Source organism: Bradyrhizobium sp. USDA 4516, assembly GCF_054055915.1.
The window spans coordinates 5,912,815-5,937,175 of sequence record NZ_JBSRXT010000001.1 but is presented as its reverse complement, the minus strand read 5'-3'; the positions used below and the strand labels follow the sequence as shown (position 1 = coordinate 5,937,175).

General features: G+C 65.2%; 23 protein-coding genes and 1 pseudogene. 12 read left to right on the top strand and 12 right to left on the bottom strand.

The features are described from left to right. Positions 1-126 precede the first annotated feature (126 nt). Genes otnK through ltnD form a run of 3 tightly spaced genes read right to left on the bottom strand, consistent with a single transcriptional unit; the run spans position 127 to position 3,215 of the window. Positions 127-1,416 carry a 3-oxo-tetronate kinase gene (otnK, locus tag ACVI1L_RS27050; protein WP_057017650.1) on the bottom strand — a complete coding sequence of 430 codons (1,290 nt, stop codon included), beginning with the start codon at positions 1,414-1,416 and terminating at the stop codon, positions 127-129. Continuing rightward, positions 1,413-2,195: a 2-oxo-tetronate isomerase gene (gene otnI / locus ACVI1L_RS27045; RefSeq protein WP_057017649.1), complete on the bottom strand. Its 783-nt coding sequence runs from the start codon at positions 2,193-2,195 to the stop codon at positions 1,413-1,415. Before otnI ends, otnK begins: the two co-directional genes overlap by 4 nt. Positions 2,196-2,207: 12 nt before the next feature. Next, the gene (gene ltnD / locus ACVI1L_RS27040; protein WP_256520680.1) at positions 2,208-3,215 is read right to left on the bottom strand and encodes an L-threonate dehydrogenase; all 1,008 of its coding nucleotides are present in this window, start codon (positions 3,213-3,215) and stop codon (positions 2,208-2,210) included. Positions 3,216-3,315: 100 nt separating this feature from the next. Between ltnD and otnC the strand changes: the two genes are divergently transcribed. Both otnC and ACVI1L_RS27030 read left to right on the top strand, forming a co-directional pair. After that, positions 3,316-3,972: a 3-oxo-tetronate 4-phosphate decarboxylase gene (otnC, locus tag ACVI1L_RS27035; protein ID WP_057017647.1), complete on the top strand. Its 657-nt coding sequence runs from the start codon at positions 3,316-3,318 to the stop codon at positions 3,970-3,972. A gap of 33 nt (positions 3,973-4,005) precedes the next feature. Then, entirely contained in the window at positions 4,006-4,281 is a 276-nt protein-coding gene (locus ACVI1L_RS27030; RefSeq protein WP_057017646.1) for a hypothetical protein, read from the top strand. Positions 4,282-4,457: 176 nt separating this feature from the next. On the opposite strand, the gene ACVI1L_RS27025 is transcribed toward ACVI1L_RS27030, so the two are convergent. The 6 genes from ACVI1L_RS27025 to ACVI1L_RS27000 form a co-directional block, all read right to left on the bottom strand. Beyond that, the gene (locus ACVI1L_RS27025) at positions 4,458-5,162 is read right to left on the bottom strand and encodes an ABC transporter ATP-binding protein (protein ID WP_018270525.1); all 705 of its coding nucleotides are present in this window, start codon (positions 5,160-5,162) and stop codon (positions 4,458-4,460) included. Continuing rightward, positions 5,146-5,877 carry an ABC transporter ATP-binding protein gene (locus tag ACVI1L_RS27020; protein ID WP_016842862.1) on the bottom strand — a complete coding sequence of 244 codons (732 nt, stop codon included), beginning with the start codon at positions 5,875-5,877 and terminating at the stop codon, positions 5,146-5,148. Before ACVI1L_RS27020 ends, ACVI1L_RS27025 begins: the two co-directional genes overlap by 17 nt. After that, positions 5,874-6,851, bottom strand: coding sequence for a branched-chain amino acid ABC transporter permease (locus tag ACVI1L_RS27015; protein WP_016842863.1), 978 nt, complete (start codon positions 6,849-6,851; stop codon positions 5,874-5,876). The genes ACVI1L_RS27020 and ACVI1L_RS27015 overlap by 4 nt, the downstream gene beginning before the upstream one ends. Beyond that, positions 6,851-7,729: a branched-chain amino acid ABC transporter permease gene (locus ACVI1L_RS27010; RefSeq protein ID WP_456784301.1), complete on the bottom strand. Its 879-nt coding sequence runs from the start codon at positions 7,727-7,729 to the stop codon at positions 6,851-6,853. The genes ACVI1L_RS27015 and ACVI1L_RS27010 overlap by 1 nt, the downstream gene beginning before the upstream one ends. A 290-nt stretch (positions 7,730-8,019) precedes the next feature. Then, positions 8,020-9,267 carry an ABC transporter substrate-binding protein gene (locus tag ACVI1L_RS27005; RefSeq protein ID WP_456784300.1) on the bottom strand — a complete coding sequence of 416 codons (1,248 nt, stop codon included), beginning with the start codon at positions 9,265-9,267 and terminating at the stop codon, positions 8,020-8,022. Positions 9,268-9,354: 87 nt separating this feature from the next. Continuing rightward, positions 9,355-10,173 carry a putative hydro-lyase gene (locus ACVI1L_RS27000; RefSeq protein ID WP_225648510.1) on the bottom strand — a complete coding sequence of 273 codons (819 nt, stop codon included), beginning with the start codon at positions 10,171-10,173 and terminating at the stop codon, positions 9,355-9,357. A 120-nt stretch (positions 10,174-10,293) separates the two neighbouring features. Between ACVI1L_RS27000 and ACVI1L_RS26995 the strand changes: the two genes are divergently transcribed. From ACVI1L_RS26995 to ACVI1L_RS26985, 3 genes are all read left to right on the top strand, one after another. After that, complete coding sequence (locus ACVI1L_RS26995) at positions 10,294-11,211, top strand: LysR family transcriptional regulator (RefSeq protein WP_057017643.1); 918 nt, start codon at positions 10,294-10,296, stop codon at positions 11,209-11,211. A 124-nt stretch (positions 11,212-11,335) separates the two neighbouring features. After that, positions 11,336-12,586, top strand: coding sequence for an allantoate amidohydrolase (locus ACVI1L_RS26990; RefSeq protein ID WP_456784299.1), 1,251 nt, complete (start codon positions 11,336-11,338; stop codon positions 12,584-12,586). 32 nt (positions 12,587-12,618) lie between these two features. Beyond that, the gene (locus ACVI1L_RS26985; protein ID WP_456784298.1) at positions 12,619-13,530 is read left to right on the top strand and encodes an NAD(P)-dependent oxidoreductase; all 912 of its coding nucleotides are present in this window, start codon (positions 12,619-12,621) and stop codon (positions 13,528-13,530) included. A 390-nt stretch (positions 13,531-13,920) separates the two neighbouring features. On the opposite strand, the gene ACVI1L_RS26980 is transcribed toward ACVI1L_RS26985, so the two are convergent. Beyond that, entirely contained in the window at positions 13,921-15,000 is a 1,080-nt protein-coding gene (locus tag ACVI1L_RS26980) for a tartrate dehydrogenase (RefSeq protein WP_057017663.1), read from the bottom strand. A gap of 168 nt (positions 15,001-15,168) precedes the next feature. Between ACVI1L_RS26980 and ACVI1L_RS26975 the strand changes: the two genes are divergently transcribed. Continuing rightward, complete coding sequence (locus ACVI1L_RS26975) at positions 15,169-15,945, top strand: SDR family oxidoreductase (protein WP_057017642.1); 777 nt, start codon at positions 15,169-15,171, stop codon at positions 15,943-15,945. 116 nt (positions 15,946-16,061) lie between these two features. On the opposite strand, the gene ACVI1L_RS26970 is transcribed toward ACVI1L_RS26975, so the two are convergent. Beyond that, positions 16,062-16,916 (bottom strand): alpha/beta hydrolase, encoded by an 855-nt coding sequence (locus tag ACVI1L_RS26970; RefSeq protein ID WP_229190443.1) that lies wholly within the window; start codon positions 16,914-16,916, stop codon positions 16,062-16,064. Between the two features lie 88 nt (positions 16,917-17,004). Between ACVI1L_RS26970 and ACVI1L_RS26965 the strand changes: the two genes are divergently transcribed. Beyond that, the gene (locus ACVI1L_RS26965; protein ID WP_456784297.1) at positions 17,005-18,429 is read left to right on the top strand and encodes an amidase; all 1,425 of its coding nucleotides are present in this window, start codon (positions 17,005-17,007) and stop codon (positions 18,427-18,429) included. A 199-nt stretch (positions 18,430-18,628) separates the two neighbouring features. Here the strand turns inward: ACVI1L_RS26965 and ACVI1L_RS26960 are convergent, their stop codons facing one another. Beyond that, on the bottom strand, positions 18,629-19,261 hold the full coding sequence (locus tag ACVI1L_RS26960; RefSeq protein ID WP_076827173.1) for a TetR/AcrR family transcriptional regulator: 633 nt from the start codon (positions 19,259-19,261) through the stop codon (positions 18,629-18,631). A 208-nt stretch (positions 19,262-19,469) separates the two neighbouring features. Between ACVI1L_RS26960 and ACVI1L_RS26955 the strand changes: the two genes are divergently transcribed. The 5 genes and pseudogenes from ACVI1L_RS26955 to ACVI1L_RS26935 all read left to right on the top strand — a co-directional run bounded on the left by ACVI1L_RS26955 (position 19,470) and on the right by ACVI1L_RS26935 (position 24,305). Continuing rightward, positions 19,470-19,676, top strand: coding sequence for a ferredoxin (locus ACVI1L_RS26955; protein ID WP_456784296.1), 207 nt, complete (start codon positions 19,470-19,472; stop codon positions 19,674-19,676). Positions 19,677-19,750: 74 nt separating this feature from the next. Next, positions 19,751-20,977 carry a cytochrome P450 gene (locus tag ACVI1L_RS26950; RefSeq protein ID WP_456784295.1) on the top strand — a complete coding sequence of 409 codons (1,227 nt, stop codon included), beginning with the start codon at positions 19,751-19,753 and terminating at the stop codon, positions 20,975-20,977. 81 nt (positions 20,978-21,058) lie between these two features. Continuing rightward, entirely contained in the window at positions 21,059-22,381 is a 1,323-nt protein-coding gene (locus tag ACVI1L_RS26945; RefSeq protein WP_456784294.1) for an MFS transporter, read from the top strand. 12 nt (positions 22,382-22,393) lie between these two features. Next, a pseudogene (locus tag ACVI1L_RS26940) lies at positions 22,394-23,056 on the top strand (sulfite oxidase-like oxidoreductase). 28 nt (positions 23,057-23,084) lie between these two features. Beyond that, a complete protein-coding gene (locus ACVI1L_RS26935) occupies positions 23,085-24,305 on the top strand; it encodes a bifunctional alpha/beta hydrolase/OsmC family protein (protein WP_456784293.1) in 1,221 nt (406 codons plus the stop codon). Positions 24,306-24,361 lie beyond the last annotated feature (56 nt).

Sequence of the window (24,361 nt, the reverse complement as noted above, 5' to 3'; positions counted from 1 at the left end):
GCTGGGGGCGTGGCGGGACGCCGCAGACATCAAAGCCAGCCCCCCTCCTTAAGTAGGGTTAATTTGGTTCCCCGTTGAACTACGGAGGCGCTCTTCGACACCGTGGCATGATGCGCGCCAGCCGCATCAAGGCATCAACACGAGCGCATCCGAGAAAAACTCCGGCCCGCCGAAATTGCCTGATTTCAGGGCAAGCACCATCTCGCCTCTCCCGGCGCCGACCGCTCGCAGAACCGGCACGCCGGCGGCGATTTCCGCACCGACCAGGAATCCAGGAATGCGCAGGCGATCGACCACGGCGCCCGAAGTTTCACCACCGGCGACCACCAGCCTGTGCACGCCCGACTGCACCAGACCATCCGCGATGTCGGCCATCGCCTGCTCGATGGCATGCCCGGCTGCATCGCGACCGTGACGGGATTGCACAGCTGCCACCTGATCCGGGGTCGAGCTGCTCGCAATCAGGATTGGCCCCGCCCCGAGCCGGTCTCTGGCCCAGGCGAGCGCACGCTGCGTTTCGTCCTTGCCGGCGACCACCTGCTCGGGATCGAGGTGCAGGACCGGCATCACTTTCTCGGCGTTTGCGATCTGGCGCAGGGTCGCCTGCGAGCAACTGCCGGCAAGGCACGCCGCCGGGCCGCCGACCGGCGTCGCCAGCATCGCATCCGCGCTGTCCGGTTTGGCCTTGCTCGCGGCGACCAGCGCCCGCGCCAGGCCAAGCCCGATCCCGGAAGCGCCGACTGAAAGACGGTGATCCAGCGCGACCTGCCCGATGGTCTCGAGGTCGCGGTCGAACACCGCATCGACGATGGTGGCGCCGATGCCGCTTTGCGTGAGCTCGGCGAGCTTTGCCCGGACGGCGTCCGCGCCACGGCTCAGCGTCGCCAGATCGACCAGGCCGACCTTGGTCGTGCTTTGCCGCGCCAGCACGCGAACCAGATTGGAATCATGCATCGGGTTGAGCGGGTGGTCCTTCAGCGGACTCTCGTTCAGCGGCACCGAGCCGACGAACAGATTGCCCTGGTAGACGGTGCGGCCGGTCTCCGGGAATGCCGGAGTCACCAGCACGATGGCATCCCTGGAATCGGCGCGCAGCGCGTCCATCACGGGGCCGATGTTGCCGGCATCGGTTGAATCGAAGGTCGAGCAGATCTTGAACAGGATATGTTTGGCACCGCGGCCGCGCAGCCAGGCCTCCGCTGCGCGCGAACGCGTCACGGCGAGGCCGGCCTCGATCGAACGGCTCTTCAGCGACACCACGACGGCGTCGACCTCGGGCAGCGCGAGATCGTCGGCAGGCACGCCGATGGTCTGCACCGTGCGCAGGCCGGCGCGGGTCAGCGTGTTGGCGAGGTCGGAGGCGCCGGTATAGTCGTCGGCGATGCAACCGAGAGACAGTTTTCCGGCTCGCGTCACGGCTTCACTCCGGCATAGGGCTTGAACCAGGCGAGACCGTCGGTGGTCTTGCCGCGCGGATTGTACTCGCAGCCGACGAAGCCGCCGTAGCCGAGCCGGTCGAGCTCGCCGAACAGGAACGGATAGTTCAGCTCCTCGCCGTCGGGCTCGTTGCGCGAGGGGATCGACGCGATCTGGACGTGGCCGATGATCGGCATCATTTCACGCAGCCGCATGGTGACGTCGCCATGGATGATCTGGCAGTGGTAGATGTCGAACTGCAGCTTCAGGTTCGCGATACCAAGCTCGTTGATCAGATCGCGCGCGAAGATGAAGTCGTTGAGGAAGTAGCCGGGCACGTTGCGCGGATTGATCGGCTCGATCACGACGTCGAGGCCGTGCGGCGCGAAGAACTCTGCGGCATGGGCGACCGATTTGCGAAACGCGGCGACCGCCCTGGCATCGCTGCGGTCGGCTATTCCCGCCATCAGATGCACCCGCTTGACGCCGGTCGCCTGCACATAGGGCAGCGCGGTCTTCAGGCTTTGCTGGAGGTCGGCGAAACGGTCCGGCAGCGCGGCAAACCCCTTCTCGCCGGCGTTCCAGTCGCCCGGCGGCAGGTTGAACAGCGCCTGCGTCAGCCCATTGCCATTCAGCCGCTTGCCGACCTCCTCGGCCGGATGGTCGTAAGGAAACAGGAACTCGACCGCGGTGAAGCCCGCCTTCGCGGCCGCCTCGAAGCGGTCGAGGAACGGGACCTCGTTGAACATCATGGTGAGGTTGGCGGCAAAACGGGGCATTGCAGGATCCTCTTATTTCTCGCCTGGAAGCTTGGTGCCGGTAACCTGCGCATACATCCGCGCCACCGACGCATCGTCGTCGCGGCCCATGCCGGCGGCCGCGGTCATCAGGAACATCTGCAAGGCCGCGGCCGAGACCGGCACCGGGAAGCGTGCATTGCGCGCCATGTCCTGGATGATGCCGAGGTCCTTCACAAAAATTTCGACGGCGCTGCGCGGCGCATAGTCGCCGTCGAGCACATGCGGCATGCGGTTCTCGAACATCCAGGAATTGCCGGCGGAGGCGGTGATCACCTCATAGACCTTGCGGATGTCGAGCCCCTGCTTGGCGGCGAAGGCGATCGCCTCGGAGGCGGCCGCGATATGCACGCCGGCCAGCAGCTGGTTGATCATCTTGAACGCGGCGCCCTGCCCCGCGGCATCGCCGAGCTCGTAGAGCTTTGCCGCCATCGCATCCAGCGCCGGCCGCGCCTTCGCAAATGCCGCGGCGCTGCCGGAGGCGAGAATCGTCAATTCGCCCTGCGCCGCGCGCTGCGCGCCGCCGGAGATCGGGGCATCGAGATAGTGCCGGCCGGTCGCCTCGAGCTGCTTTGCGAGGCGCCGCGCGATATCAGGGTCCATGGTCGCCGAGGAGATGAAGACCGCGTCCTTGGCCAAGGTCTCGGCGACGCCGTCCTTGCCGAACAGGATCCCTTCAGTCTGCGCCGCGTTGACGACGACGCTGACGACAATGTCGGCATCCCGGGCCGCCTCGGCCGGCGACTTGGCGCCCTTGCCGCCGTCGGCGACGAAGCGCGCCACCGCATCGGCCGTGACGTCGCAGCCGGTCACCTCGAAACCGGCCCGCCTGAGTGAGGTCGCCATGCCGTATCCCATCGAGCCCAGCCCGATGACGGCGACACGTGATGTTGCGGAACTGGACATTTGGCGATCCCTGAACATTTTTAGTTGTTTGAGCATGACCTTTTCGGAAAACCGGCTGCCACTTTGCGCTAGCGCGGCCTTCCGGGCCCGGTTCATGCTCGTTGCTGCTTGCCTATCACGGCTTGGCCGCGCTGCCAAAGCATGAGACAAAGCGGAAAACGGATAGCGCCAAAGATGGCGCGGCGAGCGAAACCGGATGAGCGAAACAAAGCTTCGTGAGGACATCTGCCGCTTCGGCCGCTCGCTGTTCGAGCGCGGCCTGACGCCGGGCTCCTCGGGCAATATCAGCGTCCGGCTCGCGGACGGCGGCTGGCTGGTGACGCCGACCAACGCCTCGCTCGGCTTCCTCGATCCGGCGAAAATGTCACGGCTCGACGGCAACGGCCGGCTCGTCTCCGGCGACGCCCCGACCAAGGAAGTGCCGCTGCACACCGCGCTCTACCAGACGCGCGCCTCCGCCGGCGCCGTGGTGCACCTGCACTCGACCCATTCGGTCGCGCTCTCGATGCTGCCCGAGATCGACCCGCGCGCCGCGCTGCCGGCGATGACCGCCTATTACGTCATGAAGTGCGGCCAGACCGCGCTGGTGCCCTATTATCGCCCCGGCGATCCGGCCGTTGCCGACGCGATCCGGGGACTGGCCGGGAAATATTCATCGGTGCTGCTCGCCAATCATGGGCCCGTCGTGTCGGGCGATACGCTGGAAACGGCGGTGTTCGCGACCGAGGAACTGGAGGAAACCGCAAAGCTCTATCTGCTGCTGCGCGGCCTGAACCCGCGCTATTTGTCGCCCGACCAGGTGGCGGATTTGACCAGGACGTTCGGGCTCGTGCTGCCGGATCACCCTCACTAGATCAAGCGGAGGATCGATATGCGGAAGACAGTCATGATGAGGTTCACAGGCTTGGCGTTAGCGATTCCGTTCGCCGTCGGCCTTGCGGCGTCGGACGGACGGACCGAAGAGACCTTGCAAGGCATGCTGGCAACCCAGCTGCGCGCGCAAGGCTATGCCTGCGACAAGCCGCTCAAGGCCGAGCGGGACGACAAGCTCTCGAAGCCCGACAACGAGGCCTGGACGCTGACCTGCAGCAACGCGACCTATCGCGTCAGCCGCGTGCCGGACCTCGCCGCCAAGGTCGAGAAGATCGACGAGAGCAAGTAGGCTGCGTGGGCTGGATCAGTAGCCCGCATGAGCGCAGCGATATGCGGGACGCCCCGGATGTCGCTGCGCTCATCCGGGCTACGGGCTGGATTGCGCGCACCGCATGCACTGGCGTCATCCCCGCGCAAAGGCAAAACCTTTGTCGCTGGAGGTACGAGCGTGGAGATATTCCGTCGCTACAGCCCCAGATACGCCTTGCGCACGTCGGGATTGCCGCTGATCTCGGCGGCGGTGCCCTGCATCAGCACGCGGCCGGTCTGCAGGATGTAGGCGCGGTCGGCGATCTCGAGGCACTCGGCCATGCGCTGCTCGACGATCAGGACCGTCATGCCGGCGTCGCGGATGCGCTTCACGGCCTGGAAGATCTCGTCGACCAGTTTCGGCATGATGCCCTGCGACGGTTCGTCGAGCATCAGAAGCCGCGGCCGCGTCATCAGCGCGCGGCCGATCGCAAGCATCTGCTGCTCGCCGCCGGACAGCGTCTCGGCGCGCTGGTCGAGCCGTTCGCCAAGCCGCGGGAACAGCTTGAACACCAGATCGAGCGGCGCGTCGCGGTCAGACTGACTGCGGTAGAGATAGCTGCCGAGGCGCAAATTGTCGCGCACCGACAGCCGCGGAAACAGCCGGCGGTTCTCCGGCACGTAAGCGATGCCGCTTGACGTGATGACGTGCTGCGGCTGGCCGTCGATGCGCTTGCCGTCGAAGGTGACGGTGCCTGCGCGCGGCCGCTCGGCGCCGGCGATCGATTTCAGCAGCGTCGACTTGCCCGCGCCGTTGGCGCCGGCGACGCAGACGATCTCGCCCTTGGTGACGTCGATCGACACCGAGGAGATCGCGACCAGGCCCTGATAGGCGGTGGTGACTTCACGCACCGACAGCATGACGATCCCCGAGATAGGCAGAAATGACTTCCGGATTGCGGACGACCTCAGTCGGCTTGCCCTCGACCAGCACCTTGCCGAGATTCAGCACGATGGCGCGATCGACCAGCGGCATCACGATCTCCATCACATGCTCGACCATCAGCACGGTGATGCCGGCGGCGCGGACCTTCCGCACCAGCTCGACGCCGGTCTGCGCCTCGACCGGCGTCAGCCCGGTGAGGACTTCGTCGAGCAGCAGCAGCTTCGGCTCGGTCGCGAGCGCGCGGGCCACCTCGAGCCGGCGCTTCTCCGACGGCACGAGGTCGGCGGCGAGCTTGTCGGCGCGCGCGGCAAGGCCGCAGAACTCCAGCACCTCGTAGGCCTTCTGCCGCGCGATGCGCATCTTGGTGTTGCGGATCAGCGCGCCGACGATGACGTTGTCGATCACGGTCATGGTCTCAAAACTCTTGACGACCTGGAAGGTACGCCCGACGCCGCGCTGGCAGCGTTCCGCCGCCGGCAGCTTGGTCACGTCCTCGCCGTCGAAGATGATCGAGCCTTGGGTCGGCGGCAGCACGCCCGCGATCAGGTTGAACAGCGTCGACTTGCCGGCGCCGTTGGGGCCGATCAGGCCGACGATCTCGCCGCGCCCGACCGAGATCGAGACATCGCTGTTGGCGACGAGGCCGCCGAAGCGCTGCCATACTCCGCGCGTTTCCAGCAGCGCCGTCATCGTGCAGCTCCCTTGCGCAGGGAGAACACGCTGACCAGGCCGCGCGGCAGCGCCAGCGAGATCACGACGATCAGCGTGCCGTAGACGATGAGGTCGACGCCGCGCCCGGAGCCGCCGATGAACGAGCGCGTCAGCTCGGTGAGCGGGATCAGGATGACCGCGCCCAGCACCGGGCCCCACAAGGTGCCGATGCCGCCAAGCACCGCAGGCAGCGCCATCAGCAGCGAGAACTGGAAGCCCATCACACTTTCAGGATCGATGTAGGAGACGAACTGGGCGTAGAAGCTGCCGCCGACCGCAACGAGGAAGGCCGAGACCGCCGCCGCGCCCATCTTGGAATTGAACACGACCACGCCGAGGCTTTCGGCCGCATCGGGATTGTCCTTCACCGCGCGCCACCAGTAGCCCCATTTGGAATCCTCCAGCCACCAGGTGACGAACCAGGCGATGCAGGCCAGCGCCAGCGCGAAATAGAAGTAAGGCAGCTTCGAGCGGGTGAACTGGAATTTCAGCCAGCTGTCGCCGCGCACCGGGATGTCGATGCCGAGCGCGGCGCCGGCCCAATCCCAGTTCTGGATCAACAGCAGCGCGATCTCGGCGATCACGATGGTCGCGATCACGAAATAATGCCCGCGCAGGCGGAAGCAGGGGTAGCCGAGCGCCATCGCGATCAATGCTGAGATCGCCCCGCCCGCCAGCATGCCGAACCACGGCAGCACGCCGAACTTGGTGAACAGCAGCGCGGTGGTATAGGCGCCGAGCCCGAAATACAGCGCATGGCCGAGCGAGATCTGCCCGCAATAGCCGGACAGGATGTTCCAGCTCTGCGACAGCGCCGCATACATCAGCGTCAGCACCATGATGTTCTGGACGTAGACGTCCTTGACGAACAGCGGCACCAGCGCGGCGATCACCGCGAGGCAGGCCGCCACGATCAGGTCACGCCTGCGGCGTTGGGCGAACTGGGTGTCCATCACATCGATCCGAACAGGCCACGCGGGCGGATGAAGACGACCAGCAGGTAAACGGCATAGATGCCGACCGATTTCAGCGACGGCGGCAGGATCAGCGCGGTGGTCGCTTCCACCAGGCCGACGATGATGCCGCCGGCAAAGGCGCCGAATACGCTGCCGAAGCCGCCGAGCGCCACGGTGACGTAGGCGATCAGGGCGAACGACGCGCCCACGTCGGGGTAGACGTAGAAGAAGATCGCCATGATGGCGCCGGCGAGGCCGACCAGCGCCGCACCAAGGCCCCAGCCGAGCGCGAACACGCGGTTCTTGTCAATGCCGACCAGCGCCACCGCGCCGGCGTCTTCGCGCGTCGCCTCGAGCGCGCGGCCGAAATCGGTGCGATTGATGAAGAAGTAGAGCGCGACGAAGGCCGCGATCGAGAGCATCGCGCCGATCAGCTGCGGCTCCGGCAGATAGATGCCGGCGATCGACACCGTCTTGCCGCCGACCCAGGAGTTGGTGATGCTGCGATAGTCTGGTGTGAAGAAGAACTGGGCGAGGCCCCGCATCACGATCGCGAGCCCGAAGGTCGAGAAGATCTGCACCATGCCGGCATTGGCCTTGGCGCGCATCGCGAAGCGGACGATCAACAGATAGACCACCGCACCGAACACGAACAGTGCCGCGGCGACCAGCGGCGCCGAGAGCAAGGGATCGATCGCGAAGAACGCGAACAGGAAGAAGGTCGCGTACATCGCGATCATCAGGAACTCGCCGTGCGCGAAATTCACGACGTCCATCAATCCGAAGATCAATGCGAGGCCTGCGGCGATCAGTCCGTAGAGCAGCCCCATCAACAGGCCGCTCGCCAAACTCTGGATAATGGTCTCGGCTGTCACCGTCGACGCTCCATGTTCCGACCATTGTCTTTAGCCCCCGTCATTGCGAGGAGCGAAGCGACGAAGCAATCCATGCTTCCTTTTCGCGGAGACGTGGATTGCTTCGCTTCGCTCGCAATGACGGAACATGCGAGACTCTGAATGATGTCTTCGGCTGTCACCGCCGTTTGCCCCCTCAATAGCGTTTTCGAGCGAAGTGGATACCGGTTCGCGCCAGGAAAACGCGTCGCAACAAGAATCCAGAGCTCCGTTCCGATACGATCGGAACGGACGCTCTGGCGCCCGACCGATCAGCTGTTCATCGGCCAGATCGCCTCGGAGACGGCGGCCTGTTCCGGGAAGATCGTCACGAAGTTCTTCGCGGAGTACTGCAACAGCACCGGATCGGCGAAGTTGTTCTGCCCCATCTCGTCGAACTTGACGCGCCGCCACGGCATGATGGTCTGATCGCCCGGCATGTCGGTGGCGACCAGCGCCTCGCGGATCTTCTCGCCGTCGGTCGACTTGGCGCGGTTGATGGCGTCCGCCATCACGATCAGGCCCATGAACTGGCGCGACGAATAGTCGTTGAAGTCCTTGCCGGACTTCGCGCGGTACATCTCGTTGATCAGACCGACCATCGGACGCTTCTGCGCCAGGTCGAGCGAGAAGCTGCCGCGCGAGATCACGCCCTCGAGCTTGTCGCCGACCGCGTCATAGGTCGCCTTTTCCGAGAAGCCGGCGTCCTGCGCCATGATGTTCTTCGGCTTGTAGCCGAGCTCGGCCATGGTCTTCACCAGGAGGATCGCGTCGGTGGTGTAGCTCGACGGCATCAGCACGTCGGCATTCGCCGCCTTGAGCTGCTGCACCTCCGCGGTCAGCGACGGCGAGTTGGCGCGGTACTTGATGTCGGCCACGATCTTGTAGCCGCGCTCGCCGGCGAGCTTGGTCTGCGCGTTCGCCGAATCGGTGCCGAAGATGGTGTCTTCGTGGAACAGCGCCAGCGTCTCGATCTTCTGGCCCTTCTTCTTCATCGCATCGAAGAAGTCGAACATCGCGGTCGAGAACATCTCGTCATGCGGCGAGGCGCGGAAATAGTATTTCAGGCCGCGGCGATGCAGGCTCGGCGAGGAATTGTCCGCCGAGAGGAACGGAACGCCGTAGCGCTCGCAGATCTGGCTGACGGTGACGGCGACCGCGCTCTGATAGGTGCCGATCACGGCGCAGACCTTCTCCTGCGTGATCAGGCGCTCGGCTTCGGCGCGGCCCTTTTGCGGATCGGCCTGGTGGTCGGCGAACACGAGCTTGACCTTGGCGCCGCCGAGGCCGGACAGGCCCTCGCCCTTGGCGAGCGGCAATGCGAAGTCATAGTTCTTGTTGATGATGTCTGCCGCGGTCTCGAACGCGCGCTGCGCATCGACGCCGATCTGGGCGCTGGCGCCCGAGAGCGGATAGATCACGCCGATTGCCACTTCACTGGTCTGCGCGCGCGCGGCCATCGGACCGAGCACAGCAGCGGCAGTGGCACCCAGCAACACGTTACGGCGAGAGATCGTCATCGAAATTTCCCCTTGGTCAGCTTGTTATTATCGATGTGACGCTTGTAGCGCGCAGTAAAGCCTCAATGAATTGCACGAATTGCCTATTCAGAGCACAGCGAGCTGCTTGTTCCTGAGATCGGTCACCAGCATCAGGCCCGGCGAATGCGTGATCGCGAACGGCAGCTTCGCACTTGCGATCACCGATTGCGGCGTGACGCCACAGGCCCAGAACACCGGGATCTCGTCATCGGCGACCGGTACCGCATCGCCGTAATCGGGCTTGGCGATATCCTTGATGCCGATCGCATGCGGATGGCCGAGATGGACCGGCGCGCCATGCACCGACGGGAAGCGCGAGGTGATCTGCACCGCGCGGATCGCATCCGCCGGCTTGAACGGGCGCATCGACACCACCATGGGTCCCGCGAACGGTCCCGACGGGCTGCAGGCGATATTGGTGCGGTACATTGGCACACGCAGATTGCGTTCAATGTGACGGATCGGCAGGCCCTCATCCAGCAGCGCCTCCTCGAACGAGTAGGAGCAGCCGAGCACGAAGGTGACGAGATCGTCGCGCCAGTATTTGGTGATGTCGGTCGGCTCGTCCGCCACCTCGCCGTCGCGCCAGACCCGGTAGCGCGGCACGTCGGTGCGGATGTCGAGGTCGAGGCCAAGCGAGGGAATGCGGGGATCGCCGACGTCGGACATGCCGATGATCGGGCACGGCTTCGGATTGAGCTGGCAGAAGCGGTGGAAGGCGCCGGCGAGCTTTTCCGGCAGGATCGCGAGATTGCCCTGGACGAAACCGTTGGCGAGACCGGCTGTGGTGGCCGAGGCCACGCCGTCACGGCAGGCGCGGCGCGCTTCGACGCTCGCCAGCACTGGCTCCCCCTGAGATCGCTGCACTGCCGCAAAAACAGTCATGGGATTCTCCTGCCCATAATCTCGACAAGGACAAACCAACACCAAGCGTGATATAATGTCTAATCGTCCTTTCTAATCAAAATCGATAAAGTAGATTTATCGATCGGGAAAATGCTTCCAATGACGGACTTCCGCTCGATCGAGACATTTCTCTGGGTCGTTAAGCTCGGCAGCTTCCGCGGCGCCGCCCAGCGGCTCAACACCACCCAGCCGGCGATCTCCCAGCGCATTGCCCAGCTCGAGCGCGAAATGGGCGTCAAGCTGCTCAACCGCGACCACCGGGTGGCCTCGCCGACCCCGAGTGGACGGCTGATGATGATCTATGCCGAGAAGCTGATCGGCCTGCGTTCGGAGATGATGGCCGAGGTCGGCGACCGTTCCGCGATGCGCGGCGCGCTGCGGCTCGGTGTCGCGGAGACCATCGTGCACACCTGGCTGCCGCGCCTCGTCAAAAGCGTCAACGAGGTCTACCCGAACCTGTCGCTCGAGATCGAGGTCGACATCACGCCCAATTTGACGCAACGGCTGCTGGCGCAGGAGATCGAGCTCGCCTTCGTGCTTGGACCGGTCTCGGCGTCCGGCGCGCACAACCACGTGCTGTGCGATTACCCGATCGGTTTCCTGGCGAGCCCGGCGCTCGGCCTCGGCGACGGCCCGGTGGCGCGGCAGGACCTGGCGCGGTTTCCGATCATCACCTTTCCGCGGAAGACCCAGCCCTACGAGACCGTGCGCGCGCTGTTCAACGCCCCCGATCTGCCGCCGATCCGGCTGCACGCCTCGACCTCGCTCGCGACCGTGATCCACATGGCCAATGAAGGGCTTGGCATCGCGGTGATCCCGGCGGCGATCGTCGAGAACGAGCTTGCCGACGGGCGCTTGCTGCTGCTCGATACCGACCTCAAGCTGCCGCCCCTCACCTTCACCGCGAGCTGGCTCGCCTCGCCCGATGCGGTCGCCATCGAGCGCGTCGCCAATCTCGCCAGGCAGATCGCGCAGACGAGCGTGGCGGTTGACGGCGCGAGAGTGGCGCGTCATTGAACGATTGCCGGATAATCGAACGTCATTCCGGGATGGTCCGAAGGACCAGACCCGGAATCTCGAGATTCCGGGTTCGATGCTGACGCATCGCCCGGAATGACGAAAATAAAAATGGACTGACGACATGAGCCGAGCCGCCACCAACCTGCAGATCGATTCCGCCCGCCTCTGGGGCACCATCCACGAAACCGCGCAGTTCGGTGCAACGCCCAAGGGCGGTGTGCGGCGGCTGACCTTGAGCGCCGAAGACAAGCAGGTGCGCGACTGGTTCCGCAAGGCATGCGCGGACGCCGGCCTCGAGGTGCAGGTCGACGCGCTCGGCTCGATGTTCGGGTTGAGGAAAGGACGGGACATGTCGAAGCCGCCGATCGGCGTCGGCTCACATCTCGACACCCAGCCGACCGGCGGCAAATATGACGGCGTGCTCGGCACGCTGGCGGCGCTCGAAATGGTGCGCACGCTGAACGATGCCGGGATCGAGACCGAGCTGCCGATCTGCATCTGCAACTGGACCAATGAGGAAGGCTCGCGCTTTGCGCCGGCGATGATGGCCTCGGCCGCCTATGTCGGCGATTTCACCACAGACGACATCCTAGCGCGCAAGGACGCCGAGGGCGTCACGGTGGCGCAGGCGCTGGACACGATCGGTTATCGCGGCGACGCCCCGGTCGGCCGCCAGAAGTTCACCAGCTTCGTCGAGCTGCATATCGAGCAGGGTCCGATCCTGGAGGCCGAGAACAAGACCATCGGCGTGGTCGATTCCGGCCAGGGCGTGTTGTGGTACGACGGCAAGATCACCGGCTTCGAGAGCCACGCCGGCTCGACCCCGATGCCGCTGCGCCGCGATGCGCTGGCGACGCTGTCCGAGATCGTTCTGGCGATGGAGAGCATCGCGAAGAAGCACGGCCCGAAGGCGGTCGGCACCATCGGCGAGGCCGTGATCGCCGCGCCCTCGCGCAACGTCATCCCCGGCGAGATCACCTTCACGGTGGATTGCCGCAGCGCCGACGCTGGGATCATGGATGCGCTGGATCGCGACCTGCGTGCCGCTGTGAGCGAGATCGCAGCAAAGCGCAAGGTCGAGGTGCAGCTTGATCTCGTCTGGCGCAAGGCGCCGACGCACTTCGATCCGAAGCTGGTCGACGCGGTCGAGAACGCCGCCAAGCAGCTTGGCTATTCGCACCGCCGCATCACCTCGGGCGCCGGCCACGACGCCTGCAACCTCAACACGGTGATGCCGGCAGCAATGGTGTTCGTGCCCTGCAAGGACGGCATCAGCCATAATGAGCTGGAAGATGCCAAGCAGACAGATTGCGCCGCCGGCGCCAACGTCCTGATGCATACGGTGCTGGCGCTCGCCGGCGTCGCGTCCTGATCTTCCTTTCTCCTCATCGGATGGAGGCTTTCGTGCGCGCAGTGTTTGTCGACGCCAATGAATCGCTTGCTGTCATCACGGAACGCCTGGAAAAGCCCGGCGATCCCAGGATGCGGATCAACCGCAACCCGGACATCAAGTCCGAGGACTATCCCGCGGTGCTCGACGGCGCCGAGATCGCGGTGGTCGACCACACCGCGCTGCCGACCGATGTAGCGAAGAAGTGCGCCGGCCTGAAGCACGTCGTGTTCCTCGGCACCGGCGCGCGCAGCTACATGAACCCGGAAGAGCTCGCCGAGCTCGGCATTTCCGTGCACCTGATCAAGGGCTATGGCGACACCGCGGTCGCGGAATCGGCGATCGCGCTAATGTGGTCGTCGGCGCGCGTGATCGCGCAGATGGACCGCGAGATGCGCGCCGGCAACTGGCTGCGCGAGGACGGCATGCAGCTCACCGGCAAGACGCTCGGCCTGGTCGGCTTCGGCGGCATCGCCGCCGAGGTCGCCCGCATCGCGCTCGGCAGCGGCATGAAGGTGATCGCCTGGAACCGGTCGCCCAAGAGCCATCCGGGCGTCGAATTCGTCGATCTCGACACCGTGCTCGCGATCAGCGACGTGGTCTCGATCCATCTGCTGCTGAACGACGAGACCCGCGGCCTGATCACGCGCGACAAGATCGCGAAGATGAAAAAGGGCGTGGTGCTGATCAACACCGCGCGCGGCGCGATCGTCGACGAGCTGGCGATGATCGATGCGCTCAATTCGGGCCACATCCGCCACGCCGGCCTCGACGTCTACAACATCGAGCCGCTGCCGAAGGATCACCCGCTGACCAGGATCCCGAACGTGACGCTGTCGGCGCACTCCGCCTTCCGCACGCCCGAGGCGAGCGAGAATTTGATCCACGCGGCGTGGGAGCACTGCCGAAGGATCGTGAAGGGGTAATTTCACCGTCGTCCCGGCCAAGCCAACGGGTCGGCGCAAAGCGCCGCCCGATGACAAGCTCCGCGCGAGCCGGGACCCATAACCATCACTGCCCATTGTCACGAAGGCTGGGGGCACAGCGAGCCCCAACAACGAGACCCTGTGGTTATGGGTCCCTGCTTTCGCATGGACGACAGTGGCCGTAGGGTGGCTAACCCGCCCTACGCAGATTGCGAAGCAATCAATAACGACGTCGTCCTGGACAAGCGAGCGTAGCGAGCGCGATCCAAGACCCATTACCACCGGCCTGCGTCATCGCGCAGGGCGGTGGTCAGACCCAGCAACACAACAAGCACTCGGGGTAATGGGTCCTGGCTTTCGCCAGGACGACCCCGTGCTTGACGGCGCAGCCTAATCCACCATCTCCGCGACGGCCTTGCCGCATGCCGTGGTGTCGGCATTGCCGCCGAGATCGCGCGTGCGCAGCGTGCGTTCGCCGAGCGTGCGCTCGATCGCGCCGACGATCGCAGCCGCCGCCTGCTTCTCGCCGAGATGCTCCAGCATCATCGCGCCCGACCAGATCATGCCGATCGGGTTGGCAATGCCCTGCCCGGCGATGTCAGGCGCCGAGCCATGGACCGGCTCGAACACCGAGGGGAAGTCGCCTTCCGGATTGATGTTGCCCGACGGCGCGATGCCGATCGTGCCGGTGCAGGCCGGGCCGAGATCGGAGAGGATGTCCCCGAACAGGTTGGAGCCGACCACGACGTCGAACCAGTCCGGATGCAGCACGAAGTTCGCGGTCAGGATGTCGATGTGGTATTTGTCCCACTTCACGCCGGGATATTTCTTGGCCATCGCCTCCACGCGCTCGTCCCAATAGGGCATGGTGATGGAGATGCCGTTCGACTTGGTCGCCGAGGTCAGATGCTTCTTCGGCCGCGACTGCGCCAGATCGAACGCAAATTTCAGGATGCGGTCGACGCCGGTGCGGGTCATCACGGTTTGCTGGGTGACGAATTCGCGGTCGGTGTCCGGGAACATGCGGCCGCCGACGGACGAGTATTCGCCCTCGGTGTTCTCGCGCACCACCCAGAAATCGATGTCGCCGGGCTTGCGGTTCGCCAGCGGCGACGGCACGCCGGGCATCAGCCGCACCGGGCGCAAATTGACGTACTGGTCGAACTCGCGGCGGAATTTTATGAGCGATCCCCACAACGAGATATGGTCGGGTATTTTCGCCGGCCAGCCGACCGCGCCGAAATAGATCGCATCATGCTTGCCGATCTGGTTCTTCCAGTCGGCCGGCATCATCTCGCCGTGCTTCTCGTAATAGTCGTAGGAAGCGAAGTCGAAATGGTCGAACTTCACGTCGACGCCGTGCTTCTTGGCCGCCGCCTCGATGACGCGCAGGCCCTCCGGCATCACTTCCTTGCCGATGCCGTCGCCGGGAATGACCGCAATCCGATACTGCTTCTTTGCGCTGCTCATCGAGAACACCCTTGTGATTTGCCCGGCCGGCAATGCCGCCTATTCTGATGGTCCTGCAATGGACCAAACTTTGCGCGAGCGCAACGCTGCAGTGCAGTGTTGAAGGCGGCGCGACCCTGCCCCACCAAATTCGCCGACACCCACTCCTCATACCAAGCGAGACATCCCATGGATCTGCATCTGCGCGGCAAGCGTGTCCTGATCACCGGCGCCTCCAAGGGCATTGGCGCGGCCGCCGCCGAAGCCTTTGCCGAGGAAGGCGCCAACCTCCTGCTCGCCGCCCGCAACGGCGACCAGCTCAAGGCGCTCGCCGAGCGGCTGCGCTCCGCGCACCAGATATCTGCCGCGACCAGCGTGGTGGATCTGCGCAAGTCCGAGGATCTCGCGCGCCTCGCCGGGGAGGCCGCCGACATCGATATCCTTGTCAACAATGCTGGCGATATCCCCGGCGGCTCGATCGACAAGATCGACGAGGCGACCTGGCGGCATGCGTGGGAGCTCAAGGTGTTCGGTTACGTCAATCTGACGCGCGCGATCTACGCCCAGATGAAGGCGCGCGGCGGAGGCGTGATCGTCAATGACATCGGCGCGGCCGGCGAGAAGTTCGACGCCAATTACATCTGCGGCAGCGCCGGCAATGCCGCGCTGATGGCGTTCACCCGCGCGCTCGGCGGCAAGAGCCTCGCCGACAATATCCGCGTCGTCGGCATCAATCCCGGCCCGGTCGGGACCGACCGCCACGTCACGCTGCTCAAGACCCGCGCCAAGAACCAGTTCGGCGACGAGAACCGCTACAAGGAATTCCAGAAGGGCCTGCCGCTCGGCCGGCCCGCACATGCACGCGAGATCGGCGACCTGATGGCGTTCCTCGCCTCCGACCGCGCGGGCTATACGTCGGGCGTGATCTACACGGTGGATGGCGGGCTGACGTCGGGATGGGGTTAGAAATCGCCCCTTCGCTTGTACCGCCGTCATCCTGAGGAGCCGCGCGTAGCGCGGCGTCTCGAAGGATGGGCCACGGGCTGCGCCATCCTTCGAGGCTCGCCGAAGAGGCTCGCACCTCAGGACGACGCCGTCCGCTCGAACAGCTGCCGGATCAGCGTCGTGATGCGGCCCTGCGGCGCCAGCATCTGGTTCATGATAGAGAAATGATCGGCGCCGGCGATCTCCTCATAGGTCACCGGCAAGCCGTAGCGGGCGCGATGGCCGGCGAAATCGGCGGTCTGCTTGCGCAGCAGCGGCAATTCGGCGCTGCCGACTACCAGCGACAGCGGCTTTGCCGTGCCGCCCTCCGCCATCATCGGCGAGTTGCGCCGCGACGCCGCTTCGTCGAGCCTCAGCTTTTCGTTGAGGTAGGAATGCCTGATCGGCTCGAGGTCGTAGATGCCCGAGATCGCCATGCCGGCCCGGACATGGCCGTTCGACAGCGCCATCGATGTCAGATGTCCGCCGGCCGACCAGCCCGACACCACGATGCCCTCGGCAGCGGCCCCGAGCGCGGGCAACTGCCCGGCCAGAAAGTCGATGCCGGCATGGATCTCGGCGACGATGTCGTCGAGCGTCGCATCCGGCGCCAGCGTATAGCCGATCAGCGCGACATTGATGCCGTGGACCATCGGCCCCTCGGCGAAGGTCGTGAACACTTCCTTGGCACGGGTCTGCCAATAGCCGCCGTGGATGAACAGCAGCGTCGGCGCGCCGTCGCGAACTTTCAGGAAGTCGATCCGGTTGCGCTCGCGCGAGCCGTATCTGAGGTCGAGACGGCCGGCGTGCTTTTGCCGCAGTGCCGCCGAGCGTTGCTCCCAGCCGGCGGCGATCTCGGCGCTGCCCTTGACGGCAACGCCGTTGTTCAAGCCGAGGTCACGCTCCTGCTGGCTCATCGCGCGCCAGTCCAGCGCGGAAAACAACGCTGCCATCCCTGTCCCTTCGGTTCTCGTCGCATTGCCACGACGGCAGGAAATGTTCTACAGCACAAGCAAACAGAAGGCATAGGAGCAACGGCGCATGGCTGATCAGGGCTTGGTGAAGGAAACGGCGTGTGCCGTCGTCGAGAAGCTGAAGGCCGGTGACGTTACGCCGCTCGATCTGCTCGACGTGCTGGAGACGCGCATCGCCGAGGTGGACGGCAAGGTCAACGCACTGCCGACGCTGTGCTTCGACCGCGCCCGCACCCACGCCAAGGCCCTGATGCAGAAACCGGTCAGCGAGCGCGGCCTGCTCGCGGGCCTTCCGGTTCCGATCAAGGACCTCACCGCCGTCTCCGGCGTGCTGACCACGCTGGGCTCGCCGATCTTCAAGGACAACGTCCCGGCGAAGTCGGACATCCTGGTCGAGCGTCTCGAAGAGAATGGCGGCGTGATCTACGCCAAGTCGAACACGCCGGAATTCGGCGCCGGCGCCAACACCTTCAACGAGGTGTTCGGCCCGACCCGCAATCCCTGGGACACATCGCGCTCGGCCGCCGGCTCCTCCGGCGGCGCCGCGGCGGCACTTGCGAGCGGCACCGCGTGGCTGGCGCACGGCTCCGACATGGGCGGCAGCCTGCGCAACCCGGCGAGCTTCTGCGGCATCGTCGGCCTCCGGCCGTCGATCGGCCGCGTCGCGCAGACGCCGAAATTCGGCGTCGACCGCACGCTCGGCCAGCAGGGACCGATGGCACGCAATGTCGAGGACCTCGCGCTGCTGCTCGACGCGATGAGCGGCGAGCATGCCGCCGATCCGCTGTCGCTGCCCGCACTCCCGACGTCGTTCCTGTCGGCGGCGCGGTCAGGCAGCAGGCCGAAGCGCATCGCCTATTCGCCCGATCTCGGCATCACGCCGGTCGATCCCGAGGTCAAGGCGGTGACCCGCAAGGCGGCGGAGCGGTTCGCGGCAGCCGGTGCGATCGTCGAGGAGGCGCATCCCGATTTCAGCGAAGCCCATGAATGCTTCCACGTGCTGCGCGCGTTCGATTTCGCAATCAGCAAGGCCGAACTGCTGCGCACCAAACGCGATCTGCTGAAGCCCGAGGTGATCTGGAACATCGAGGAAGGGTTGAAGCTCACGGTCGAGAAGCTCGAACGCGCCGAGGCGCAGCGCGTCGCGATGACGGCGCGTACGCTCGAATTCTTCGACAAGTACGACCTGCTGCTGGCGCCCGCGACCATCGTGGCGCCGTTCCCGGTCGAGAACCGCTATGTCGCCGAATGCGACGGCAAGAAGTTCGACAACTACGTCGAATGGCTCGGCATCGTCTACGCGATCACGCTGGCCTGCTGCCCGGCGCTGTCGCTGCCCTGCGGCTTCACCGGCTCGGGCCTGCCGGTCGGCCTGCAGATGGTCGCAAAGCCGCGCGCCGAGGCGCAGCTGCTGGCCGGCGCGAAAGTGCTGGAGGACATTCTGGGCGTGCGCGGCACCACGCCGATCGATCCGCGGCCGCCGCGATCCTGACCCTTATGGTGGAGAGGCGGGCGATACCCTCCACTTCGTCATTGCGAGCGAAGCGAAGCAATCTGTCACCGAGCGCGCAGAACGATGGATTGCTTCGTCGCTTCAGCGCAAAATTGCTCTGCAATTTTGTCGCGAGCTCCTCGCAATGACGGGGCTATCTATCTCTATGGCACGAAGGATAGGCTGCAGACGATCTGCCCTACGCCTTATCCTCCGTCGCCTGCAGCGCCACAGTGAGTGCCGCCTTGGTCTGCTCGACGATTTCGTCCAGCAACTCCTCGCGGCTGATCTGCGCGGACTCGCCGGTCAGCAGGCCCTGCTCGGCGAGCATCACGATGCCGTGCAGCCCGGCCCAGATCTTCAGCGCCTGCCGCTCGCGCAAGAGCCCGACCGCCGGCGCCTCGAACGACTCGATCAGCAGTGCCAGCGTTTCCATCGCCGCGGTGTGCAGCTCGCTGCCCTTGGGCGCGCAGGCCATGGTGCGCGACGCGAACATCAGCCGGTAGATGCCGTGGCGCTCGAGCCCGAAGGCGAGCGCGGCCTGGGCAAAGCGCGACAGCTTCGAGCCCTTGCTCGACTGCTCGATCGCCTCGCGCATGATCACGTTGAACTGCCGGAATGCTTCCGCGGTCACCGCCTCCAGCAGCGCCTCGCGGTCGGCGAAATGCCGGTACGGCGCCGGCTGCGAGACGCCGAGCTGCTTGGCCAGCGCCTTGATGCTGATCGCCTCGGGACCACCGAGCTCGACCTCGCGTAACGCGGCCTGGATCAGGGCTTCGCGGAGGTCGCCATGGTGGTAGGTTTTGAACGGCTTACGAACGATTTGTCCCATTGCGGCTATGATCGCTGAATTTTCGCTTGACGCGCAAGCGCGACGATAATGTAATATACTATAACTTGGCGATCCGGTTAAGAGGGCCGGCCGCCCAAGCAAGCCAAGAGCTTGCCTAAACAAGAATTTGCCTAAACAAGGCTTGCATAAACCGGAATGAGGAACCCGGCGCAACCCACAATGCGCCAGAGCCGAGGGAGGTGCTTGCATGTCCAAGCTCAGAATCCGCATCGACCAGGACAAGTGCCAGGGTCACGCCCGCTGCAAATCACTCGCCCCCGAACTGTTCGAGCTCGACGAATACGGCAACGCCCATGAGGTCGGCGACGGGACGGTCCCGGCCGGGCTCGAGGACAAGGCCTGGCTCGCGCAGACCAATTGCCCGGAAATCGCGATCGAAGTCACCGAGGAATGACGGCCAGCCGGGGACGGCCGTGCGCCGCCCGTTGAGCCAACCAGCGTTTGATCGAACGAGAAGGAAACGAGCTGATGTCCGATTCCCCGTCCGCAAGCTATCTGCCCGAACATCCCCGGGTCTCCGACTGGGTCCATGATTTCGACCATACCGATCCGGTCTGGACCGACGACCCGTTCCCGATCTGGGAGACGCTGCGCGCGGCTTCGCCCGTCGTGCATACCGAGCGCTTCCTCGGCTGCTACATGCCGACCACCTATCAGGCGGTGAAGGAGATCGCCTACGACACCGAGCACTTCTCCTCGCGCCGCGTCATCGTGCGCGACATCCGCCCCGAGATCACCGCTCGCGCGCCGCCGATCACCTCCGATCCGCCGGAGCACAAGCCCGCCAAGCAGGTGCTGCTGCCGCCGTTCACGCCGGACGCGATGAAGCGGCTGGAGCCGCGGGTGCGCGCGATCTGCAACGAGCTGATCGACGAATTCATCGCCGATGGCCATTGCGACGCCGCCGCGCGCTACACCAAGCACATCCCGGTGCGCGCCATCGCCCATATGCTGGGAATTCCCGAGAAGGACGGCGACCTGTTCATCAAATGGATCCACCAGATCCTCGAGCTCGGCATCAAGAACGAAGACGAGCTGATGAACGGCGTGCGCGAGATGACCGGCTACTTCGTGGCCCATCTCGAGCAGCGCAAGCTCGAGCCGGGCGACGATCTGATCTCGCAGCTGCTGCGGGCCAAGGGCCCCGGCGGCCAGCCGCTCACCGACGAGCATGTGCTCGGCTCGCTGCGGCTGCTCTTGATCGCCGGCATCGACACCACCTGGAGCGCGATCGGCTCCTCGCTCTGGCACCTCGCCAAGACGCCGGCCGATCGCGAGCGCCTGATTGCGGAGCCGGCGCTGATCCCGACCGCGATCGAGGAATTCCTGCGCGCGTATTCGCCGGTGACGATGGCGCGCGAGGTGATGAAGGAGACCACGATCTCCGGCTGCCCTGTGAAGGCAGGCAACATGGTGCTGCTGTCCTTCCCCGCCGCCAATCGCGATCCCGCCATGTTCCCCGATGCCGACAAGGTGGTGATCGACCGCAAGGAGAACCGCCACGCCGCCTTCGGCCTCGGCATCCACCGCTGCGTCGGTTCCAACCTTGCGCGGATGGAGATGCAGGTCGCGATCGAGGAATGGCTGAAGCGAATCCCTGATTTCCGGCTCGATCCGGCCGGCAAGGTCACCTGGTCGGAAGGCACGGTGCGCGGCCCGCGTCAACTGCCCGTTCTGTTCGGCAGCAACGCCTGAGGAACCCGACAGCGGTTACATCGCGTCACCCAATGAGGTAGCTTGCCCCGGAATCGAACCGACGAGTCCGGGAGCAATGCCATGACCCAACAAACCGCTCAGCCCGCGAGCGATCATCTCGACATCCACGATGTCGAGCGGCGGGTGAAGGCGATCTTCATCGGCTCGGTCGGCAATCTCGTCGAGTGGTACGATTTTTACGCCTACACGGCGTTTGCGCTGTATTTCGCGCCGGCGTTCTTCCCGCACAGCGACCCGGTGGTGCAGCAGCTCAATGCGGCCGTGCTGTTTGCCGCGACCTTCCTCATGCGCCCGCTCGGCGGCTGGCTGTTCGGCTTCATCGCCGACCGCTATGGCCGGCGGCTGTCATTAACCCTCTCGGTGGTCTGCATGTGCTTCGGCTCGCTGATCATCGCGGTGACGCCGACCTATGCCTCGATCGGCATCGCGGCCCCGGCGATCCTGGCGCTGGCCCGCGTGATCGAGGGCCTGAGCCTCGGCGGCGAATATGGCGCCAGCGCCACCTATCTCAGCGAGGTCGCCGATCCCAAGCACCGCGGCTTCTATTCCAGTTTCCAGTACGTCACGCTGATCGGCGGCCAGCTCACCGCGATCATCGTGCTGCTGTTGCTGCAAAAGGTGTTCCTGACGCCCGACGAGCTGAAGGCCTGGGGCTGGCGGATTCCGTTCGTGATCGGCGCCATGCTCGCGATCGTCGCGGCGGTGATGCGCCGCAGCCTGCATGAGACCGAGGCCTTCGAGGAGGCCAAGAAGGTTTCCAAACCGACCGGCTCGATCGTCGGCTTGTTGAACTATCCGCGCGAATTGCTGCTGGTGGTCGGCCTCACCGCCGGCGGCACCGCGGCGTTCTATACCTTCACCACCTACATGCAGACCTTCGTGAAGCTGTCGGTCGGCCTCACCGAGGACCAGACCACCTTCGTGATCTTCGGCTCGCTGATCTTCGCGACCATCCTGCAACCGATCTATGGCGGGCTCTCCGATAAGATCGGCCGCAAGCCGCTGCTGATCTTCTTCGGCATCGCCGGCACGCTCGGCACGATCCCGATCCTGACCGCGCTGAAGGATACCAAGTCGCCGTTCATGGCCTTCCTTCTGATCTGCGGCGCCTGGATCTTCGTCGCCGGCTACACCTCGATCAACGCGATCGTGAAGGCCGAGCTGTTTCCAACCAACGTCCGCGCGCTCGGCGTCGGCCTGCCCTACGCCATCACGGTGTCGATCTTCGGCGGCACCGCGCCGGCGGTCGCGCTCTATTTCAAGAGCATCGGGCATGAGGACTGGTTCTACTACTATCTCAGCGGCATGATCTTCCTGTCGCTGCTGATCTATTCGACGATGCGCGATACCAAGCGCGACTCCGCGATGCACCGCCACGAATGATCGCACGACGCCATGACCGACGATAACGAACCGCCCGAGAGCAAGCTGACGCGCAGCAAGCAGCGCTGGGCACGCGAAGGCAAATTCCTCACCGGCAAGGTCGCCCGGCCGGAGGAGCAGCGCCTGCCGCCGGGCCAGCATCTGACGGCGGATTGGCCGGTGCTCGATCTCGGGCTGATGCCGAACATCTCCCAGGAGCGCTGGCGGCTCGACGTCTACGGCGCGGTCGAGCAGACCATCTACTGGACCTGGCAGCAGTTCATGGCGCAGCCGTAAACGCAATTCGTCTCCGACATCCACTGCGTCACGACCTGGTCGCGCTACGACAACCAGTGGGAAGGGCTCGCCACAAGCGACCTGCTCGCCGCCTGCCAGCCGCGCGAGGACGCGCGCTTCGTCGCGCTGCATTCCTATGACGGCTATACGACCAACCTGCCGCTCGAAGACTTTGCCGCCGAGGACGCCCTGCTCGCCCATAGCTGGTCGGGCAAGCCGCTGGAGCAGGAGCATGGCGGCCCGGTGCGGCTCGTGGTGCCCCACCTCTATTTCTGGAAGAGCGCGAAGTGGCTGCAGCGCATCGAATTCCTCACCGAGGACGCGCCCGGCTTCTGGGAGGTGCGCGGTTATCACAATCGCGGTGATCCCTGGGCCGAACAGCGCTATTCTGGCGACTGACACACCAACAGAATGATGGAGCCTGCCCGTGCCGCACGAACGCTTTCAATTCACCGGTGTTGGCGGCCATCAGCTGGCCGCCGCGCTTGACACGCCCGACGGGCCGATCAAGGCCTATGCGCTGTTCGCGCACTGCTTCACCTGCGGCAAGGACGTGCTGGCCGCAAAGCGCATCGCGGTCGCGCTCGCGGCCAAGGGCATCGCCACGCTGCGCTTCGACTTCACCGGTCTGGGCTCCAGCGAGGGCGAGTTCGCCAACTCGACCTTCTCGTCGAACGTCGCCGATCTCGTCCGCGCCGCCGACCATCTGCGCGAGATGCGCACAGCACCCGCGATCCTGATCGGCCACAGCCTGGGCGGCGCCGCGATCCTCGCCGCCGCGGGTCAAATCCCCGAAGCCAAGGCGGTCGCGACCATCGCCGCGCCGTCAGATCCCGTCCATGTCACGCATTTCTTCAGGGACCGGATCGAGGACATTCGCACGCAGGGCGAAGGCGAAGTCTCGCTCGCGGGCCGCCCGTTCCGCATCAAGCGCGAATTCCTCGACGACGTCGCCGAGCAGAAGTTGATGGCGCAGGTGAAGCAGCTGCACAAGGCGCTGCTGATCATGCATTCGCCGACCGACGACACCGTCGGCATCGACAACGCCACGCATATCTTCAGCGCCGCCAGGCACCCCAAGAGCTTCGTCTCGCTGGCCGAGGCCGACCATCTCTTGAGCGGCAAACAGGATGCCGCCTACGTCGCCGACGTGATCGGCGCCTGGGCCGAACGCTATATCGATATCGCGCCGCAACCGGCGGCAGATACCGGCAGTGCGCCGCGCAATGTCGTGGTACAGGAGACCCGCGCCGGCAAGTTTCAGCAGATTGTCACGGCAGGCCCGCATCGCATGCTGGCCGACGAGCCGGTCGCGGTCGGCGGCCAGGATTCCGGCCCCGGGCCGTACGACTTCGTGCTGGCCGGGCTAGGCGCCTGCACCTCGATGACGATGCGGATGTATGCCGACCGCAAGTCGCTGCCGCTCGATCGCGTCACCGTAACGCTGACGCACAGCAAGATCTACGCGAAGGATTGCGAGGAGTGCGAGACGCGCGAAGGCATGCTCGACCAGATCGACCGCGTCATCAGGATCGAGGGCGAACTCGACGCCGACCAGCGCAAGCGGCTGATGGAGATCGCCGATAAGTGCCCGGTGCACAAGACGCTGACGTCGGAGGTACGGATCGTCACCAAGGCCGCGGAGTAAGCCTGCGACACAGCGAGACGGGCCGCGCCGTAGCAGCATCTGGGCGGCGTCCCTCT